The organism is Paenarthrobacter sp. DKR-5, assembly GCF_018531425.1.
Taxonomy (GTDB): domain Bacteria; phylum Actinomycetota; class Actinomycetes; order Actinomycetales; family Micrococcaceae; genus DKR-5.
Genome location: NZ_JAHBOI010000005.1, coordinates 242,246 through 261,592, shown reverse-complemented (window position 1 = coordinate 261,592; position 19,347 = coordinate 242,246). Strand labels below are relative to the sequence as shown.

The following is a 19,347-nucleotide window of genomic DNA, read 5'->3' as shown; positions in this document are numbered from 1 at the left end:
TCCCCCGAATAAACCTTTGACATGTGCGGGCGCAGACCGCAGGGTATAAACCATGAACCCCGGCAGGGGTTTAATGAGCGCTGCCGCCCACCGTGTCGGCGTCTTTGGGAATTCATCGCATTGAGGGCAACAACGGTTTGAGGGCCGCTTCCGGGCGGACGTTGCGCCGCAATCAGTTTGAGGGGATCGATGAGAAGGAAACTCCAGCCACACGCAGGCTTCCGGGTTTTGGCCGTCGCCACGGGGGTTGCCCTTGCAGCCAGTGTGTGCAGCGTGGCGTCAGCCGCCGACAGCACGGCGACAGCCGCCGCGGGCGTCCCCGCGCAACGGATCAGCCAGCCGCTGACGGCCGCCCAGAAGATTTCCGGCACCCTGGCCACCGCCAGCGGGCCGGTTTCTGTTTATGTCCAGTTCGCCGGCCAGGGCGCGTTCGACGCCACCCAGCCGGCCGCGGTCAAGCAGGGACGGGCCAAGCCCGTCAACGCGTCGGTGAAGGTCAAGCAGCTGCGCCGCGACATCGAGGCCACGGCCTCGCAGGTGGCCAGGGCCGCCTCCGCCACGCAGCTGTACGCCACCACGAACACGATCCCGGGCGTCGCCGTCCGTGGCGACGCAGCAGCTATCCGTGCGCTCGCCGCCCGGTCCGACGTCGTGAAGCTGACCCCCATCGTTCCGAAGACCTACAGCAACAAGGGCACGGACATCGACACCAAGGCGCTCAACACCTGGGTCCAGAAGAAGGAAACCGGCGAAGGCGCCACGATCGCCGTCATTGACACCGGTCTGGACTACACGCACGCCGACTTTGGCGGACCGGGGACCGCAGCGGCCTACGCCAAGGCCAAGGCCTCCACGTCCCTGCCCGCCCCCGACTCGGGCCTGTACGACCCGAAGAAGTTCATCGGCGGCTATGACCTGGTCGGCGACGACTACAACGCCAACCCGGCCGCCGGCGCCGCCTACCAGCCCGTCCCGCACCCGGATTCGAACCCGCTCGACTGCGCGGCCGCAGGACACGGCACGCACGTGGCCGGAACGGCGGCCGGCTACGGCGTGGGCGCCGACGGCAAGACCTTCACGGGCGACTACTCGACGCTGACCAGCGGCGACGTGAACGGCATGCGGATCGGCCCGGGCTCGGCCCCGAACGCCAGGCTCGTCTCGCTGCGGGTCTTCGGTTGCTCCGGCTCCAGCGACGTCGTCGGCCAGGCGCTGGACGACGTGCTGGACCCGAACGGGGACGGCAACTTCGATGACCGCGCGAACATCGTCAACATGTCCCTCGGGTCCGATTACTCCCCGACAGACGACCCCGAAAACGACATCGTGGAGAACCTCACCGCGCAGGGCATCCTTTCCGTGGTCGCCTCCGGCAACGCCGGGGATACCTACGACGTCGGCGGCTCGCCGGGCAATGCCCGCTCCGCTCTGACCGTGGCCAACAGCGTCGGTTCCACGGCTGCCGTGGACCGCGTCGACGTGCTTGCTCCGGCGGACCAGGCCGGCCAGGCTGCCGGCCAGTACTCGGTGAACTTCGACTACTCCAAGGCCACCGATGCCCAGCTCACCGGCACGGTGGTGATGGGCCCGGCCGCCAACAAGTTCGGCTGCCAGCCGTTCGCCCCCGGCTCGCTCAAGGGCAAATGGGTCTGGCTGCAGTGGGAAGAGAACGGCGCGTTCCCCTGCGGGTCCGGGGTTCGTTTCAACAACGCCCAAGCCGCCGGCGCGACCGGCGTCGTCCTGGACTCCCCGCGGGCCGTGTTCGAGTCCGGGATCGCCGGCAACACCGGCATTCCCGGCGTCCAGCTGACCAAGTCCTCCAGCGACGCACTGCGCCCTGCCGCCGTCGCCGGAACCCTGCAGCTGAAGCTTGACCCCTCCTACCGCGGCACGGCCACGGCGCAGACCGGCCTGCTGGACACTTTGAACTCCAGTTCCTCCCGCGGCGTGCACGGCTCGAACGGCATCGTCAAGCCCGACGTCGCGGCCCCTGGCACATCGATCGGCTCTGCCGGCGTCGCCTCCGGAAACGGCGTGGAGGTCATGAGCGGCACCTCGATGGCCACCCCGCATGTGGCAGGCATCGCGGCGCTGGTGTACAGCGCGACGCAGTTCACCCCGTACGAGGTGAAGAGCCTGATCATGAACACGGCCAACATCGACGTGCTTGCCTCCAACGGGTCCGCCTACGGCCCGAACCGGGTCGGCTCCGGCCGCGTAGTGGCCGTTGACGCGCTGAGCAGCCCGGTGCTGGCGTTCGCCGCCGATGACCCGAAGCTGACCACGGTCAACTTCGGCGTGATCGAGGTGGCGGACAAGCCTGTCACGGTCACAAAGAAGATCACCGTGGTGAACAAGTCGGACCAGCCCCGCACCTACGCGGTCAGCTACCTGCCGGCCACCGCGGAACCGGGCGTGAGCTACAGCACCAGCGGCAGCGTCACCGTCCCGGCCGACGGTTCCGCGTCGGTCAAGGTGACGCTCTCGATCGCCGATCCGAAGGCGCTGGCGAAGTCGCTCGACCCGACCACCCCCGCGACCCAGTCCGGCATCCCGCGCCAGTTCATTGCTGATGCGTCCGGCCGGGTGCAGCTCGCGTCCCCCGGCTTGCCCAACCTGCGCGTTCCGGTGTACGCCGCAGCGAAGCCGGTCTCCGCGATGACCGCCGGCGATCAGATCACTTTCAAGAACGCCAACGCCACCGACGCCACCGTCACGCTGGCCGGGCGCGGACTGGACCAAGGCACTGGAGCATCCCGCTACCGTTCACTGGTGGCGCCGTTCCAGCTCGGGGCCGCCAGCGCACGGAACCCGGAGTCGAAGGTCGCCGCGACGACCAACCGCTCGATGGACCTGCAGTATGTCGGGGCGTCGTCGACCATCCCGGCGCTGGCCAAGAGCAAGGGCAACCTCGCCAACGGCACGGTGAACTTCGGAATCAGCACCTGGGGCAACTGGGCGACGCTGATCCCGAACTCCGAGATCGACGTCGAGATTGACACCAACGGCGACGGCAAGACGGACTTCGTGGCCTACACGACGGCCGCGCCCGGCCTGGACCTGGTGCTGGTGAACGTCCTGCAGGTCAACGCGGACGGAACCTCGCGCCTGGTGGACCAGGAGCCCGCCAACGGGCTGCTCGGGGACACGGACTCGAACACGATGGACACCAACACGGTGATGCTGCCGGTGCCCGCCTCGGTGCTCGGTATCGACCCCGCGAAGTCCTCGCCGCTGAAGTACAAGGTGACGACCTACACCTCGTACAGCGTGGACGCAAACGGACGGCAGGCCCCGGTGGACAGCACCGCGTGGATCGGCTTCGATCCGGTGAAGCCGGCCCTCTGGTTCGAAGGCGCCGGCTCGGACGCGCTGTTCGTCGACGCACCGGGCGCCAAGCTCACCGCGCACCGTATGGCGAAGGACACGGCCACCCGTGCCCTGTTCCTGCACCTGCACAATGCGAGCGGCAACCTCGCCGGCACCACGGAGCACAACGACCGCGGCTGGCACGGCGAGAGCAGCCACGAGCGCGGACCCGTGGCCGGCGCCAAGGCCGAGGTGCTCAGCCTGAAGGTGGGTGCGACAAACCGGCCGTAGCCGGCCCGGCTGAACCGCAGCGGGAGGCCGGCGCGAACGGCCAGCTGCGGCGGGATGTTCGCGCCGGAGCCCGCCGCAGCTGGCCGTTCGCCGGGGTGCAGCCGGGACTACTGTCCGGAGTGGGCCGCCAGGAACGAGTAGACCTCGGTTTCGTCGACGCCGGGGAAGGCGCCCGGCGGAAGCGCCGCCAGCAGGTGCGAATGGGCCCGCGCACTGGGCCAGGCGAAGCCGGCCCAGTCGTCCGCCAGGCTGCGCGGAGGACGCCGGCAGCAGTTCTCGTCAGGGCACAGGGACTTCGACCGTTCGGTGGTCTCCCTGCCCCGGAACCACTTCACCTGCGCGTACGGCACCCCGATGCTCAGCGAGAACTCACCGCCGGAGCTCCGCTCGGTCCGGGCCGTGCACCAGAAGGTCCCTGCCGGCGTGTCGGTGTACTGGTTGTACGCGCTGAACTTGTCCGCGACGTCGAACACCTCCCGGGAGGTCCAGAACCGGCAGATGGGCTGGCCCTCGATGGCGCCGGTGTGGTCGCTGGGGAAGGTGACGCCGTCGTTCTCGTAGGCCTTGTAGATGATGCCGCTTTCGTGCACCTTCTGGAAGTGCACCTGGATCCCCAGATGCTCGGTGGCGAGGTTCGTGAACCGGTGCGCGGCCGTCTCGTAGGAAACGGCGAACGCGTCCCGGATGTCCTCGACGGCGATTTCCTTGGCCGCCTTGGCGCGCTGGAGGAACTCCACGGTGGCCTTCTCGGGCAGCAGCAGGGCCGCCGCGAAGTAGTTCGTCGCCACGCGCTGCTGCAGGAACTCCCCGTAGCTGCTCGGAGTTTCGTGGCCGAGCACGTAGTGGCCCAGCGCCTGCAGCAGCACCGAGCGCGGGTCATGCTCGCTGCGTTGGCTCTGCGTGAGATAAATTCGGTGATTCTTCAAATCCGTCACCGACCGGGTCGAATGCGGCAGATCCGAGACGTGGTGGAGGCTGAAACCGAGGTGCGCGGCGATGTCCGCGATGACATGCTGCGAGAGCGGGCCGGAGCTATGGCCGACCGAGCTGAGCACCTTCTGCGCCTCGGCTTCGTACTCGGCGAAGTAGTTGTTGCGTTCGCGCATTTTCCGGCGCAGCTCGGTGTTGGCCCGGCGGGCTTCCTCCGGCGTGGCCACCTGCTCGTTGAGGCGGCGCTCGAGCTCGTGCTGCAGGCCTACCAGGGACTCGAGCACATCCATCGGAAGCCGCGAGCTGACGCGAACTTTGGGCAGCCCAAGGGACTCGTAGAGAGGTCCCCGTTGGGCCCTCTCGAGCTCGATCTCCAAGGCCGCGCGGCGGGTCGGCGGCTCGGCTCCAAGGAGCTGGTCGATCGAGACGCCTAAGGCGCGCGCGAGGGACTGCAGCAGGCCCAGCTTGGGTTCCCGCTTGCCGTTCTCGATCAGGCTCAGCTGCGACGGCGCACTCCCGACGGCGGCGCCGAGGTCCTCCAGTGTGAGGCCCTTGTTCTTCCTGAGGTGGCGCACGCGCCGGCCCAAGCTGATCGGGTCCAGCTGTTCATCCGCGGTATCCGGTACGGAGGCGATCGCGGGGGTGTTCCAAGTTCCAGAAGCCATTTCTGAACAATATGGGAAGAACTGCAAATCTTTCCACCCTTTTGGTCTGGAAACCCTGTTGCGTTTGCCGAAAAGTTGATTCCACGAGGAACACCGTTGCAAAGGAGCACCATCATGACGCAGTCCCCCAACCCCCAGAACCCGGGCCGGTCCGCCGCGGACGGAGCCGAAGCACTTGAGCTGGAGTGGGCCGCCAACCCGCGCTGGGAAGGAATCCGCCGCGACTACTCGGCGGCCGACGTCGTCAAGCTGCGCGGCCGTGTCACCGAGGAGCACACGCTGGCACGCCGGGGCGCCGAGAAGCTCTGGGAACAGCTGCGCGGCGAGGGCTACATCAACGCGCTCGGGGCGCTGACCGGCAACCAGGCCGTCCAGCAGGTCAAGGCCGGCCTGAAGGCCATCTACCTCTCCGGCTGGCAGGTCGCCGCGGACGCGAACACCTCCGGGAACACCTACCCGGACCAGTCGCTCTACCCGGTGAACTCGGTGCCGACAGTGGTCCGCCGGATCAACAACGCGCTGCTGCGCGCGGACCAGATCGAGTTCTCCGAAGGCAAGCAGACCGTCATCGACGGCCAGGAAATCGACTGGCTGGTGCCCATCGTGGCCGACGCCGAAGCTGGCTTCGGCGGCCCGCTGAACGCCTTCGAGCTGATGAAGTCGATGATCGCCGCCGGCGCCGCGGGCGTGCACTGGGAGGACCAGCTCGCCTCGGAGAAGAAGTGCGGCCACCTGGGCGGCAAGGTCCTGATCCCGACCCAGCAGCACGTGCGCACGCTCAACGCGGCCCGGCTCGCCGCCGACGTCGCCGGCGTTCCGTCTGTTATCGTGGCCCGTACCGACGCCGAGGCGGCAACCCTCATCACGTCCGACGTCGACGAGCGTGACCAGCCGTTCATCACCGGCGAGCGCACCTCCGAAGGCTTCTACAAGGTCCAGAACGGACTGGAGCCCTGCATCGCCCGCGGCCTGGCCTACGCGCCGTACGCGGACCTGATCTGGATGGAGACCGGCACACCGGACCTCGCCCTCGCCCGCAAGTTCGCCGAAGCCATCAAGGCCGAGTACCCGGACCAGATGCTCGCGTACAACTGCTCGCCGTCGTTCAACTGGAAGAAGCACCTGGACGACGACACCATCGCCAAGTTCCAGCGGGAACTGGGCGCCATGGGCTTCAAGTTCCAGTTCATCACCCTGGCTGGCTTCCACGCCCTGAACTACTCGATGTTCGACCTTGCCCACGGCTACGCCCGGAACGGCATGAGCGCCTACGTCGAACTGCAGGAGCGCGAATTCGGCTCCGAAGAGCGCGGCTACACCGCCACCAAGCACCAGCGAGAAGTCGGAACAGGCTACTTCGATCTGGTCTCCACGGCTCTGAACCCGAACAGCGGCACCCTCGCGCTGGCCGGTTCAACCGAAGCCCAGCAGTTCCACTAAACCCAGGAGACCTCCCATGAACACCTTCACCGATACCTTCACCATCAACGGCATCACTCTGTCCGCGCAGCCGATCCACCGCCAGGACGAGATCCTCACCCCCGACGCCTTGGAGTTCCTGGGCCGCCTGCACCGGGCGACGGCGGGACGGCGGCAGGAGCTGCTGCAGCTGCGCCAGGCCCGGCGAACCCGGATCTCCAACGGCGCGGATCCGTCCTTCCTCGCCGAGACCCGGCACATCCGCGAGGATGACAGCTGGCGGGTCGCTCCGCCGGCACCGGGCCTGGAGGACCGGCGCGTCGAAATCACGGGACCGGTGGACCGCAAGATGACGATCAACGCGCTGAACTCCGGCGCGAAGGTCTGGCTCGCCGACATGGAGGACTCCTCCACGCCCAGCTGGGGCAACGTGATCCGCGGCCAGATCAACCTGATCGACGCGCTGGAACGCCGGATCGACTTCACCTCGCCGGAAGGCAAGGAATACCGGCTCGGGGAGTCGCTTCCCACCATCGTGGTCCGGCCGCGCGGCTGGCACCTGCCGGAGAAGCACCTGCTGATCGACAACAAGCCGATTGCCGGCGGCCTCGTCGACTTCGGCCTGCACTTCTTCCACAACGCCCGGCGGCTGATCGCCCAGGGCAGCGGGCCCTACTTCTACCTGCCGAAGATCGAGAACCACCTCGAGGCGCGGTTGTGGAACGACATTTTCGTCCTCGCCCAGGACCTGCTCGGCATCCCGCAGGGCACCATCCGGGCGACCGTGCTGATCGAGACCATCACGGCCGCGTTCGAGATGGAGGAGATCCTCTACGAACTGCGCGACCATGCGGCAGGCCTGAACGCCGGCCGCTGGGACTACATCTTCAGCATCATCAAGAACTTCCGGACCCGCGGCCCGCGCTTCGTCCTGCCGGACCGCAGCCAGGTGACGATGACGGCGCCGTTCATGCGCTCCTACACGGAGCAGCTCGTCCGGGCGTGCCACCGGCGCGGAGCGATGGCCATCGGCGGCATGGCGGCCTTCATTCCCAACCGCCGGGACGAGGAAGCCAACCAGGCGGCGTTCGAAAAGGTGCGCGCGGACAAGACCCGGGAGGCGAACGACGGCTTCGACGGCTCGTGGGTGGCCCACCCCGACCTCGTGCCTGTCTGCCGGGAGGTGTTTGACGGCGTCCTCGGCGACCGCCCGAACCAGGTGGACCGCCTGCGGGAGGACGTCCGGCCCGACGACAAGGCGCTGCTGGACATCTCCGGCCTGCACGGCACGATCACGGAGGGCGGCATCCGCACCAACATCGAGGTCGGCATCCGGTACATCGAGTCCTGGCTGCGCGGCAACGGTGCGGCAGCGATCCACAACCTGATGGAGGACGCAGCGACGGCGGAGATCTCCCGGTCGCAGCTGTGGCAGTGGATCTACGCCAGCGCCGTGACCGACGAGGGTGAGATCGTGACCCGGCCGTGGCTCCAGGAGCTCACCGACGAGGAGTTCGGCACGCTGGACCGCTTCGAGGGCGACCGGTTCGACGACGCCCGGGAGATCTTCGAAGAGGTTGCCCTCGGCGAGGAGTTCCCGACGTTCCTGACAGTGCCGGCGTACGCCCGGTTCCTGGCCGAGCAGCCCGAAAAGGCCTCGGAGCGCGCGAAGGAACCGGTCGCCGCCTGAGTCCGAAGCCCGGCCACTTATGACGCGGTTTCCCGCCTATGACACCGAAAAAAGCGTGTCATAAGCGGGGAGCCGCGTCATTGCTGCCCAGCGGGGGTTGAACGTATGCGGCCCGGGTCTTTGCGCCCTGTTCCCGGCCGCGCACCTGGGGGAGAATACCGACGTGGGTATTTCTCCGACGTCGCACCCTTCCGGGCCGCGCCTCCCGCGGACGGCGCTGGGCTGGTGGGCCGCCGCCGTCGGGATTGTGGCCGCCGCCGGCGTCGTCGTCAGCGCCGCTACCGGCAACGCCGCCGTCTATACACTGGCCTTCCTGTTCGCCCTGGTGTCGGGAGTCCTTGGCTTCCTGGCCATGTTCCGGTCCCGTTCAGAGGCAACGTACTTCCTGCCGCGGACGCCTGTCGGCCGGTGGACCGTGGGTCTCTTCGCCGCGGGGTTCGTGCTGCTGTTCCTGCGGCTTGCACCCACCGCCTTTGCCGCCGCCTTCGCGGCCGTCGCCACCGGGCTGCTCTCAATGCTCCGTTACGGCGAGCGTTCCCTCCTGGTGCTCGTGCTGATGCTGCTGCCGGCCGTGTTCCTGCTGTACTTCTTCCTCGGCGAATTCGTCTTCCCGCATTAGGACGCCATGACCGGTTCCGTTCTGCCCCGTTCCCCCATCGGCCGCTGGACCTCGGTCTTCGGCCTCGTCCTCGTTGCGGCCCTCGTGCTGGGCCTCGCGCTCGGCCTGGCCCGCAGAGCCCCGGACGGACCCCCGTTCATGCTGCCGGGAGCCGGGGTGATCGAAATGATGCCCGCTGCGGCGGCCTTCTTCCTGGGCCTGATCGGCATCCTGCACTACCGGGAACGGTCGTTCGCCGTCTGGACCGCGACCGTGCTGGGTGGTCTCGTGCTGGCTGCGGGGACCGCCCAGGACCTCCTCTCGCTGATCCAGTTCGGGACCGGCGGCTGACGGCGGCGGACCGGAGCCGGGCGCGGCCGGAATACTCCGGCGATGCTCAGGGTTGTCAGGATCGTGAAGATTGAGATCTGGTCGGATATTGCCTGCCCGTGGTGCTACATCGGCAAGCGCCGTTTCGAAGCAGCCCTGGAAGGGTTCGCCCACAAGGACGACGTCGAGGTCCGGTGGCGCAGCTACCAGCTGGACCCGTCCCTTCCTGCGCACTATGAGGGCACCGAGCTGCAGTACCTGAGCGAGCGCAAGGGCCTGCCGGCCGAACGGGTCGCGGGCATGTTCGGCCAGGTCGCGGAGCAGGCGGCCGGCGTCGGGCTGCGGTATGACTTCGATGCACTCGTCGTGGCGAACAGCTTCGCCGCCCATCAGCTGCTGCACCTGGCCAGTGCGCACGGCAAGGCCGACGGAATGAAAGAGTACCTGCTGTCCGCGCATTTCGAAAAGGGCGAGGATATCGGCAGCCGGGAGTTCCTGCTGCGGGCCGCCTCCGCGCTCGGCCTGGACGAAGCCGAGACTGTGGCAGCCCTGGAAGAGGAGCGCTATGCCGAGGACGTCCGCGCGGACATTGCCGAGGCGCAGGAGCTGGGCATCACCGGGGTCCCCTTCTTCGTGATCGACCGCAAGTACGGCGTTTCCGGGGCCCAGCCGTCCGAGCTCTTCCGTCAGGTGCTCGAGGAGGCATGGCAGGAAGCGCACCCGCTGGTCATGGTGCCGTCCGAGGGCGGCGAGGCCTGTGGCCCGGACGGCTGCGCGATCTAGCCTGCCCCTTTCCGGGGACCAAGCCCTTAGCTGCCTGCCGGCTCCGGCACACCAGCACGTTCGCGCCCGGCGCGCCGGGCAATGCTCCGCACCGAGAAGGTCGTGCAGCCCGCGAAGGCGAGGACGGCGGCGAGAATCACCAGCAGCGGAGCGGGCCAGGACCCGGCCGCGGTGTGCACGAAGCCGACCACTGTGGCTGAGAGCGCTCCAAAACCGTACCCCACTCCCTGGACCACAGCGGATATCCGACCGGCAGCGGCATTGTCGTGCGCGAACTCGATGATACCGATGAAGATCGTGGTGATGCCGCCGCCCTGGGCGATGCCGCCGGCCACGGTCCAGAGCCACCACAGACCCGGCGCGAACAGCAGGCCGAGCGGAACGGCCGCCCACAGGATGCCCAGCACGACCGCGATGGTCGCCGTGCGAAGCCGTCGCGCGGCCAAGGGAACGCCGAGCCCGCCGACGATGGCCAGGACCTGGAACAAGGACGACCCGGCTCCCGCCTGGACCGCCGTCATGTCGGTGACCTCCGAGAGGTAGGTGGGCAGCCACGCCGTCACGCCGTAGTAGGCGAAGGCCTGCCCCGCAAAGCCGGCCGTCAGCCCCGCGACGATCCAGCGTCCGCCCGGCAGCCGCGGTCGGCCGGGTTCCTTCGACTGCTCGGGCGCGGAGGCCCGCAGGGCCAGCCGTGGTCCGATGGCGGCGACCCAGCTCACGGCCCCCGCGACGATGAACACGGCGCTGGCGGCGAGCGCGAGCCGCCAGCCCAAAGCGTCCGCCAGCGGGGCGGTGAGCAGCGACGTGAGCATGGACCCGATGTTTAGGGCCGCGGTGTAGACCCCGGTGGCAGTCGCATGCCGGTGCTGCGGGAAGTCGCGGCGGATGATCAGCGGCACCGTGATGTTGCCCAGCGTGATGGCCAGGCCGATCAGCACCGTCCCCACCATCGCAACGCCTGCGCCGCCTGCCGAGCGCACGCAGACGCCTACCAGGACTCCCAGCAGTGTCAGGGTGATCGCCAGTTCGGCGCCGAAACGCTTGATGACGAGCGCCGCGAGGGGCGCCGCAAGCGCGAAGCAGAGCACGGGGATGCTGGTGAGCAGGCCCGCCTCCGCCGAGGACATCCCCAGTTCCCGGCGCAGGACGCCGACCGCCGGCGCAATCGCTACGATGGGGCCGCGCAGGCTCAGGGCGACGAGTCCGATGCAGGCGAGCAGCACCCATCCCGGCCGGCGCCGGAGCAGCGCCTTCACGACGGCCGGGTTTCGCTGAGCATGGAGATCCCCTCGGAAGCGGTCCTATAGGATTTCTCCATTCTGCCAGCAGGCGGGCGGAGGTTTCCTCTCCGCCCGCCTGCTGGACCGCGGCCTATCCGGCTCCGCCCGGGTCAGCCCTGGAGTACCGCCACCCCGTAGGGTGCGAGCGCGACGCTGGCGGCCTCCGCGCCGTCGAGCGTTCGGAGGGCGCGCTCAGCCTTGAGCGGCACCTCGACCGGCTCGCTGTGCTGGCTGACCAGCACGATGAACCTGCGTCCGTCTTCGTGTATCAGGGAGTCCACGAACACCAGTGGGTCCGGGACCTCGACCGGCGGCCGGATGCCAGCCACGTCCGCGAGCGCCTCGTACAGCCGGTAGCTTTCCTCCGGGTTGACGGCGCCCTGGACGGAAGCCATGTACTCCAGCGGATAGGTGCACAGCACGGCCCGGCCCTCGCCGTGGCGCTTCACCACCACCGCCGGGTTGCCATGCTGGTCGCGGGCGACCACGGTGCCGTCCGTTTCCTTCACCGGCAGGAAGGCGCGCGAGTGTTCGTTCCCGGCGGCGCGGAAGCGCAGCGTCCCGCCGGCCCTGATGCCCCCGAAGTCCTCGGTGAAGGTGAATTCGACGACGTCGTCCCGGATGGGGTTGTTCAGCCCGTACACCAGCTGCCGCTCCACGCCGAAAAGTTCCTCGGTGCGGATCCACCACGGCCCGCGCTGGGTCCCGGTCTCGCCGACGCAGTAGGAGGCGTAGACGGTGGCGCCCCCGGCGGCCAGCCCCGGAAGCTGCGCCCAGGACGGGCCGGTGAGCGCCTTGATCGAGGGCAGCAGGTACAGCCCGTAGCCCTCCGGCAGTGGCCCGTCCTCGGCCTCGCGGACGACGGCGACAGGCAGGTGCGCCTCGTGTGCGGCCACGTAGGCCTGCTCGGCTGTCTTGACCACCAGCTCGCGTTCGGCCTCCTCCGTGAAGGGGTAGTCCGCGGCAAGGTAGGACGTGAGCACCAGCGCCGCGGAGACCTCGGACCGCTTCAGCCGCGGCAGGTCGATGGCCGCAAGCGTCCCGCCGAAGGCCTTCAGCTCCCGCAGCGCCGGTTTGGGTGCACCCTCGGCGTCGGTGATGCCGAAATGCAGCTCGAACGGGTGGTGGCTGTAGGGCCGCTGGGTGATGATGTGGTCGTAGTCGGTGTTGTTCCACGCGATCCAGCCCGTCGCACCGGCGAGCAGCGTGTTGTGCAGCAGTTGACGGTAGTAGTGGCCGGCATTCTCGGCGGAGACGAAGTCGCTGGAGAGCCCGAATTCCTCCATCACCACGGGCTGGCCGCTGATGGCGGACATCTCGCAGACGAACGCGGCCTTCAGGTGCTGGCGGACGACGTCGGATTCCATCCGGTAGACGTGCGGGCCGACGAAGTCGACGAACGGGGCCAGATCCCGGATGGTGAACCCGTTGTCATGGCCGGTGGTCTCGATGCCCCACGCGCCGTCGCCCACGGACACCGGCTGACTGCCGCCTCCTGCCCGGACCGCATTGACCATCAGCTCCGCCCAGGCGGCGACCTCGGGCCGGCTCGCTTCGCCGCCGTAGATCGGCATCTCGTTGGTGATGAGCCACCCGGCAACCGCCTGATGAGCGGCGTATCGCGCGGTCAGCGTCTTGATGTACCAGGCCTGGCGGTTCACGAACCAAACATCGGTGTAGAGGTTGCGGCCGGCCCGCCACGCCGGGTCCCAGTTCTCCCCGGACATGTGCCCGACGATGAAGGTCGGAATCGTCGTCATCCCGGCCTCGATGTGCGCGTCGAGGAAGTCCTCGAAGTGCGAACACGATTCCTCGTCCACCGTGTCCGGGGCGGGCTGGAAGTCCGGCCAGTAGAAGAAGGAACGCGTCAGGTTGAGCCCGTTGTCGGCGAGGACCTTCAGCTCCTCGCGCACCACGGCGCCGTCGTAGTTGCGCCACATGAGCGGACCGCCGGTGCGGGACCAGAAGTTGGCGCCGAGCCAGACGGCGGTTCCGTCCGGGCCCTGGACCATTTCGAAATGTCGTTGCATGAAGGTGCCCTTTCCTTCGGTCACTTCACCGCGCCGGCGGTGAGGCCGGCGACAAAGTTTCGCTGCAGCAGCAGGAACCCGACCACCACCGGGACACTGACCACCAGCGACGCCGCCATGATCTGGTTCCAGTAGACGTTGGTCTGGGTCGAGTAGAGCTGCAGGCCGACGGCCAGCGTGCGGTTGGCATCAGTGGTCATCACCGAGGCGAAGAGCACTTCACCCCAGGAGGTCATGAAGCTGTAAATGGCCACCGCAATCAGGCCCGGACGCGCCGCCGGCAGGACCACGCGGATGAGCGCCCCCATCGGCCCGCACCCGTCCACCTTCGCGGCCTCGTCCAGGTCGTGCGGGATCCCGTCGAAGTAGCCGGCCAGCATCCAGATGGAGAACGGGAGCGAGAACGTGAGGTAGGTGATGATCAGGCCGCCGCGGGTGCCCACGAGCTGGATCCCGGTGGCCGTGTTGATGTTCACGAAGATCAGGAACAGCGGCAGCAGGAACAGCACGCCCGGGAACATCTGGGTCGAGAGCACGGTGGTGGAGAAGATCGACCGGCCGAGGAACCGGTAGCGGGAAATGGCGAAGGAGGCGAAGACGGCGATGATGAGGCTGATCACCGTCGCCGCTCCTGCCACGATCAGGCTGTTGACGAAGTAGCTGGCCAGCGGCACCGTTTTCCACATCTCGACGAACGGCGTGAAGGTGATCGAAGACGGCCACCAGCTGAACGGGCCCTGAACATCGCTGAGAGGCTTCAGTGCAGAGGTCACCATGACGTAGATGGGCACCACGGTGAAGACCACCAGGATGGCGACCACCACGATGCGGAAGATTCTGGCTCCCTGTGTTTCACGCACGGTGCGACCTCCGGTTCAGCACAATCAGGTAGATGCCCGAGACGAGCAGCAGGAAAAGCAGGAGCAGCACCGACATGGCCGCTCCCGAGCCGAAGTTCCAGGTCAGGAACGAGGCGTTGTAGATGTGGAACGAGATCAGGTCCCCGGCCGGCGGCTGGCCGTTGCCGAACAGCACGAACGGGGTGTTGAAGTCGTTGAAGGTCCACAGGAACATGACCAGGATCAGCACCATGTTCACGGGCCTGAGCATCGGCAGCGTGATGGAACGCCACTGCCGGAACGGCTTCGCGCCGTCGACGGCGGATGCCTCGTAGACGTCGGAAGGGATGGACTGCAGGCCGGCCATCAGCATCAGGAAGGCGAAGGGCCAGAGCCGCCAGATGGCCACGATGACCACGGAGATGAACGCGTTGTCGCCGATCAGCCAGAACGGCTTGTCGCCGCCGAGGTGGAGGTTGTCGTAGAAGAAGTGGTTGATCGCCCCGGTGTCCTTTTGGAGCATGAATTTCCACGCGATGATGCCGGCGTACATCGGCAGGGCGTACGGGACGAGGAACAGGGTGCGGATGAACCCGCGGCCCCAGAAGTTCTTCTGCAGGGCCACGGCTGCCGCCATGCCCAGCACCCAGGAGATTGCCACCACCAGGAGGGTGAAGGCGCAGGTGACGAGGAAGGACCGCAGCAGGCCGGCGCCCACCGCGCCGTTGAAGTCGAGCGCCACGTTGTAGTTGGCGACACCCGTGACGGGGGCATTGCCCCAGTTGGCGATGAAGGCCTTGGTGAGTTTGATGAAGCTCATCCAGATGCCGGTGAACATCGGGATGACGTGGATCAGGAGTTCGAAGATGACGGCGGGGGCCAGGAGCGCGTACGGCAGCCACCAGCCGGCGGGCCGTGGCCTGCGCGGCTTGCCGGCCCGGTGTCCTGCAGCCTTGGGTGTTGTTGGAGCAGCAGTCGCAGCGGACATACGAGGCACTCCCCTTTCTGTGATTGTCCGGACGTGCACGGAAGGGCGGGCCACCAGGGGGCGGCCCGCCCTTCTGCGGAAGCTATCCGGCCGCCGCGACCTGCTGCTGGGCGGTGTCGAGGGCCGAGCGGATGTCGCTCGTGCTGACGGTGCCGCCCGAGGCGATCTTGGCGAACATCTGGTTCATGGCCTTGCCGACGGTGCTTTCGAACTGGTCCTCGGAGGCGACCAGCGGCAGCGGCTTGGACTTGGTGGCGTAGATGTCCGCGAAGGTCTTGGCCTCTTCAGCGTTGTCGGTGAAGTTCGGGGTGGCGTCCTTGAGCACCGGCAGCGCGGTGAACTTCTTGTCCAGCGCCGTCTGCGTCTCCGGGCTGGTCATGAACTTCACGAACTGCAGTGCCGCATCCTTGTTCTTCGTGTTCTTGAAGATCGAGAGGTTGATGCCGGCGACGTGGCTGGCAACCTTGGTGGCGCTGCCTTCCGGAGCCGGGAAGGGAACCACTCCGTACTCGCTGGACTTCATACCGTTGGCCTGGATGCTGTTGTCGGCGTTGTTCTGGTTCAGGATCATGGCGACCTTGCGGGTGGCGAAGTCGTTCACGGCCTTGGTGCCGTTGTCGTACTGGACGTTGGAAACGTTGACAACCTTGTCCGTCTGCATCAGGTCCAGGTAGCGCTTGATGCCGTTGACCACGCCATCGGAGGTGAAGGTGGGCTTTCCGCTGGAGTCAAAGAGGTCGGCGCCGTTCTGCGCCGCGTTGATGAAGGCGAAGTGCGAGTTCTCGGTGTAGCTGCCGGCCGCAAGGGCGAAGCCGTACTTGTCGCCGCTGGTGAGCTTCTTGGCGTCCGTGACGAGCTCTTCCCAGGTCGTCGGCGGTTTCAGCCCGGCGGAGGAGAACATGGCCTTGTTGTAGTAGAGGCCGTAGGCCAGGCCGTAAAGAGGCACGGATGTCGGGTCCTGGCCGGGCGCACCACCCGTGTCGAGCGCGGTCTTAACGAACTTGTCCTTGCCGCCGATGGCGTCGAGGGCACTGCTGTCGAAGGGCATGAACGCCCCGGTCGACTGCAGCGACGCGGCCCATGTGTTGCCGATGTTGACGACGTCGGGGGCCTGGCCGGAGGTCACCGCCGTCTGGATGCGGGTCTGCAGGTCGTTCCAGCCGATGACCTCGAGGTTTACCTTGATGCCGGTCTGCTGCTGGAACTTCTGCAGCTGCGGCGTCAGCACCTCCTTGTCGTTGTCCAAGCTGGTGCCCTGGTTGCTGGCCCAGTAGGTGAGGGTCTTCCCCCCGGAGCTGTCGGAGGAGCTGGAGCTGCTGCTGTTGCTGCCGCCGCCGCATGCTGCGGTGGTCAGCGCCAGGGCCGCGATCGCCGCAGTCGCGGCGAGGGTACGAATTTTCACTTCATGACTTCCTTGTCTGTTCAAAGTGCGCCTGTTTGAGCCAGGGAGCCGGCATGTCTTCAAGCTAAAGGAACTTCTGCCGGGCGTCAATCAAAAGATGCCAACTCTTTGTCTTCTTTTAGCGTCCGAAAAATGAAAGATGGGCGTGCAGTATCCACACGACGCCGTTGCCGGCGTCCCGGGGCGGATTCTGGGCCTTTCGGACGCGGCCGGGGTGGTCTCCGGCAATGTGACGAGTGTAACCTAACCGGTTCAGTTAACCAACGGATCCCGGCCCGGATCCGTTGTCACGGACGGGGCCCGGGTGCGGCAGGAGGCGCCGTGCTCTCGCGCGGAACCAGCGCACTGGGGGCCGCCTGGATGTTGCGGCGCTGATGGCCGTCGATCACTTCCAGCAGGAGGCGCGCCGACTGCCGGCCCTGCTCCACCGGGTCGCGCTGCAGCGCGGTCACCGACGGCGACGCGATCCAACAGAGCATGGAGTCGTCCCAGCTGACCAGTGAAACCTCACCGGGCACCGCCGTCCGGTTCCGGCGCCCGGCCATGATCCCGCCCATCGCCATCAGGTCGTTGCCGAAGATGATCGCCGTCGGCCTGTCCGGGCCGCCGAGCAGCTCCTCTGCGGCGCGCGAGCCGCCGTCGACGGTGTAGTCGGACTCGACGTCGAGCACCTCCATCCCCGCACGCTGCGCATGGAGCCGCACGGCCGACTGCCGCGCCTGTTCGTGCAGCAGCCGCAGCGGCCCGGTCACGTGGGCGATCCGCCGGTGGCCCAACGCCTGCAGATGCCCGACGATGGTCGCCGCGTCCGCGGCCTGGTCCGCCGTCGTCGATGCGAACCGCGCATCCGGAGCTGAGGTGCCGTGCAGCACGAACGGCAGGCCGAGACGGTCCAGCAGGGCCGGGCGCGGATCCTGGATGAGATGGTCAAAAAGGATCACCCCGTCAACCCTGCGCTCCCCCGCCCACCTCCGGTACACGGCGAGGTCCTTGCCTTCTTCGGCACCGGCCACGCGAAGCAGGAGGCTGATCTCGGTCGTGATCAGGACCGATTCAATGCCGGCGATCAAGCTCATGTAGTAGGGCTCGGCGCCGATCAGTTCGGGCTCGCGGGAGAGAACGATGCCCACCACGCCCGCACGGGACTTCGAAAGGGCCCTGGCACTGGAACTGGGATACCACCCGAGCTCGGCAGCAAGATCGAGGACCTTCTGCCGGGTCTGCTCACTGACGCCCGGCTGTCCGTTCAGGGCGTAGGAGACGGAAGCCTTGGAGATCCCCAGCTGCTCGGCCAGGCCCGCGATCGTGACTCGGCCCACGGCCGCCCTCCCCTGTGACTGCACCCTACCTGTTCGGGCGCCCGAATACCAAGAGTACGGCCAGAAGACCGGAGGTTAGGAAGCCAGCAGGGATTCGACGCTGTCGGCGGAAAGGACATGGTCGATCACCATGCGGCTCGCGCCCAGGACGCCCGCCTGGTCCGCCGCCATCGACTGCACAATGCGCAGCCTCGAGGTCGCCAGCGGCAGTGAGCGCTGGTAGACGACCTCGCGCACACCGGCAATGAGGTGTTCCCCCGCCGCAGCCAGCCGGCCTCCGATGACGATTACCGAGGGATTGAGCAGGTTCACGCACATGGCCAGCACTTCGCCGACGTCGCGGCCGGCCTGGCGCAGGGCCTGGATGGCCTGCAGGTTTCCCTGCCGTGCGAGCAGCAGGACATCGTCCGAGGTGGCTGCGGCAAGTCCCGTCCGGGCCAGCGCCGCGGCAATCGCGGGGCCGGACGCGAGCGCCTCCAGGCAGCCGTAGTTGCCGCACCGGCACAGCACAGTGTCCCCGCGCGGGACCCGCACATGCCCCAGGTCCCCCGCCGTGCCGACAGCGCCGCGCTGCAGCACCCCGCTGCTGACGATCCCGGCGCCGATGCCGGTGGCCACCTTGATGAACAGCAGATTGTCATCCTCCGGCCAGTAGGCCGCACGTTCCCCCAGCGCCATGATGTTGACGTCGTTGTCCACCAGCACGTCCACCGGAAAGGTCCGCTGCACATAGCCGGGCACATCGAACCCGTCCCAGCCGGGCATGATGGGCGGGTTGGTGGGACGGCCGCTGGAGTGTTCCACCGGGCCCGGCAGGCCGATGCCGATGCCGGCGAGCTCCCGGGCCTGGCGGCCGCCCTCGCGCAGGACCTGCGTGCAGAGCCCGCACACCAGGTCCAGCACCGCCTGCGGTCCCGCCGCGACGTCGATCGCGGCGCTCGCCTCGGCCAGCACCCGGGCACCAAGGTCGGTCAGCGCCACCAGGGCGTGCGTGGCACCGATATCGACGGCCAGCACCACCTTTGCCGCGGGCTGGAAGGCAAACCGGGAGGGCGGCCGGCCGCCGGAGGACACAGCCTCCCCGGCCGGTCCGATCAGCCCCGAAGCCGTGAGCGCGTCCACTTTGGCCGCCACGGTCGAGCGGGCCAGCCCGGTCATCGCGGCCAGTTCTGCCCGCGTCCGGGCCCGTCCGTCGCGCAGGATCTGGAAGAGATCGCCTGCGCGCGAAAGGCCCGCAGCCGGGGCTTCGGCCCCGGACGGCGCGGATAAACGGGGTGTGGACATGGAGTAAGGAATAGCATGCCGCCCTTCTCCCTGTCACAATTCCGAAAGTTCAACAAATGACGGCGGACTTTTGCTTGACCGCTGACAAAAGCTGCCCTAGGTTGAGGAACGACGTCGGAAATCCTTCAAAGCTCCGGCAGTCCCCATCCCTCGGGTCCCGCAGCCCGCAGGTCAATGACGATCCCAAGGA

Annotated in this window: 14 protein-coding genes; 6 read left to right on the top strand and 8 right to left on the bottom strand. The window is 67.6% G+C overall.

Translation table 11 applies throughout. From position 1 onward, the window contains the following. The first annotated feature begins 273 nt into the window (after positions 1-273). A complete protein-coding gene (locus KIH31_RS12800) occupies positions 274-3,600 on the top strand; it encodes a S8 family serine peptidase (protein ID WP_307857639.1) in 3,327 nt (1,108 codons plus the stop codon). 107 nt (positions 3,601-3,707) lie between these two features. On the opposite strand, the gene KIH31_RS12795 is transcribed toward KIH31_RS12800, so the two are convergent. Beyond that, positions 3,708-5,222 (bottom strand): helix-turn-helix domain-containing protein, encoded by a 1,515-nt coding sequence (locus KIH31_RS12795; RefSeq protein WP_214427519.1) that lies wholly within the window; start codon positions 5,220-5,222, stop codon positions 3,708-3,710. Positions 5,223-5,309: 87 nt separating this feature from the next. On the opposite strand from KIH31_RS12795, the gene aceA reads away from it, so the two are divergent. From aceA to KIH31_RS12770, 5 genes are all read left to right on the top strand, one after another. Beyond that, on the top strand, positions 5,310-6,635 hold the full coding sequence (gene aceA / locus KIH31_RS12790) for an isocitrate lyase (RefSeq protein ID WP_214427518.1): 1,326 nt from the start codon (positions 5,310-5,312) through the stop codon (positions 6,633-6,635). Positions 6,636-6,651: 16 nt separating this feature from the next. Next, on the top strand, positions 6,652-8,304 hold the full coding sequence (gene aceB / locus KIH31_RS12785; protein ID WP_214427517.1) for a malate synthase A: 1,653 nt from the start codon (positions 6,652-6,654) through the stop codon (positions 8,302-8,304). 163 nt (positions 8,305-8,467) lie between these two features. Next, positions 8,468-8,923, top strand: coding sequence for a hypothetical protein (locus tag KIH31_RS12780; protein ID WP_214427516.1), 456 nt, complete (start codon positions 8,468-8,470; stop codon positions 8,921-8,923). Between the two features lie 6 nt (positions 8,924-8,929). After that, positions 8,930-9,253, top strand: coding sequence for a hypothetical protein (locus KIH31_RS12775; RefSeq protein WP_214427515.1), 324 nt, complete (start codon positions 8,930-8,932; stop codon positions 9,251-9,253). 42 nt (positions 9,254-9,295) lie between these two features. After that, positions 9,296-10,015, top strand: a complete 720-nt coding sequence (locus KIH31_RS12770; RefSeq protein ID WP_250545934.1) for a DsbA family protein — start codon at positions 9,296-9,298, stop codon at positions 10,013-10,015. A 26-nt stretch (positions 10,016-10,041) separates the two neighbouring features. Here KIH31_RS12770 and KIH31_RS12765 read toward each other — a convergent pair whose 3' ends face one another. The 7 genes from KIH31_RS12765 to KIH31_RS12735 form a co-directional block, all read right to left on the bottom strand. Further along, entirely contained in the window at positions 10,042-11,271 is a 1,230-nt protein-coding gene (locus KIH31_RS12765; RefSeq protein ID WP_214427514.1) for a CynX/NimT family MFS transporter, read from the bottom strand. A 134-nt stretch (positions 11,272-11,405) separates the two neighbouring features. Next, positions 11,406-13,325, bottom strand: a complete 1,920-nt coding sequence (locus KIH31_RS12760) for a cellulase family glycosylhydrolase (protein ID WP_214427513.1) — start codon at positions 13,323-13,325, stop codon at positions 11,406-11,408. 20 nt (positions 13,326-13,345) lie between these two features. Next, the gene (locus tag KIH31_RS12755) at positions 13,346-14,185 is read right to left on the bottom strand and encodes a carbohydrate ABC transporter permease (RefSeq protein ID WP_214427512.1); all 840 of its coding nucleotides are present in this window, start codon (positions 14,183-14,185) and stop codon (positions 13,346-13,348) included. Beyond that, on the bottom strand, positions 14,178-15,152 hold the full coding sequence (locus KIH31_RS12750; RefSeq protein ID WP_214427511.1) for a carbohydrate ABC transporter permease: 975 nt from the start codon (positions 15,150-15,152) through the stop codon (positions 14,178-14,180). Before KIH31_RS12750 ends, KIH31_RS12755 begins: the two co-directional genes overlap by 8 nt. Before the next feature lie 82 nt (positions 15,153-15,234). After that, complete coding sequence (locus KIH31_RS12745; protein WP_214427510.1) at positions 15,235-16,554, bottom strand: ABC transporter substrate-binding protein; 1,320 nt, start codon at positions 16,552-16,554, stop codon at positions 15,235-15,237. A gap of 287 nt (positions 16,555-16,841) precedes the next feature. Further along, a complete protein-coding gene (locus tag KIH31_RS12740; RefSeq protein ID WP_214427509.1) occupies positions 16,842-17,873 on the bottom strand; it encodes a LacI family DNA-binding transcriptional regulator in 1,032 nt (343 codons plus the stop codon). 75 nt (positions 17,874-17,948) lie between these two features. Next, complete coding sequence (locus tag KIH31_RS12735) at positions 17,949-19,157, bottom strand: ROK family transcriptional regulator (RefSeq protein ID WP_214427508.1); 1,209 nt, start codon at positions 19,155-19,157, stop codon at positions 17,949-17,951. Positions 19,158-19,347 lie beyond the last annotated feature (190 nt).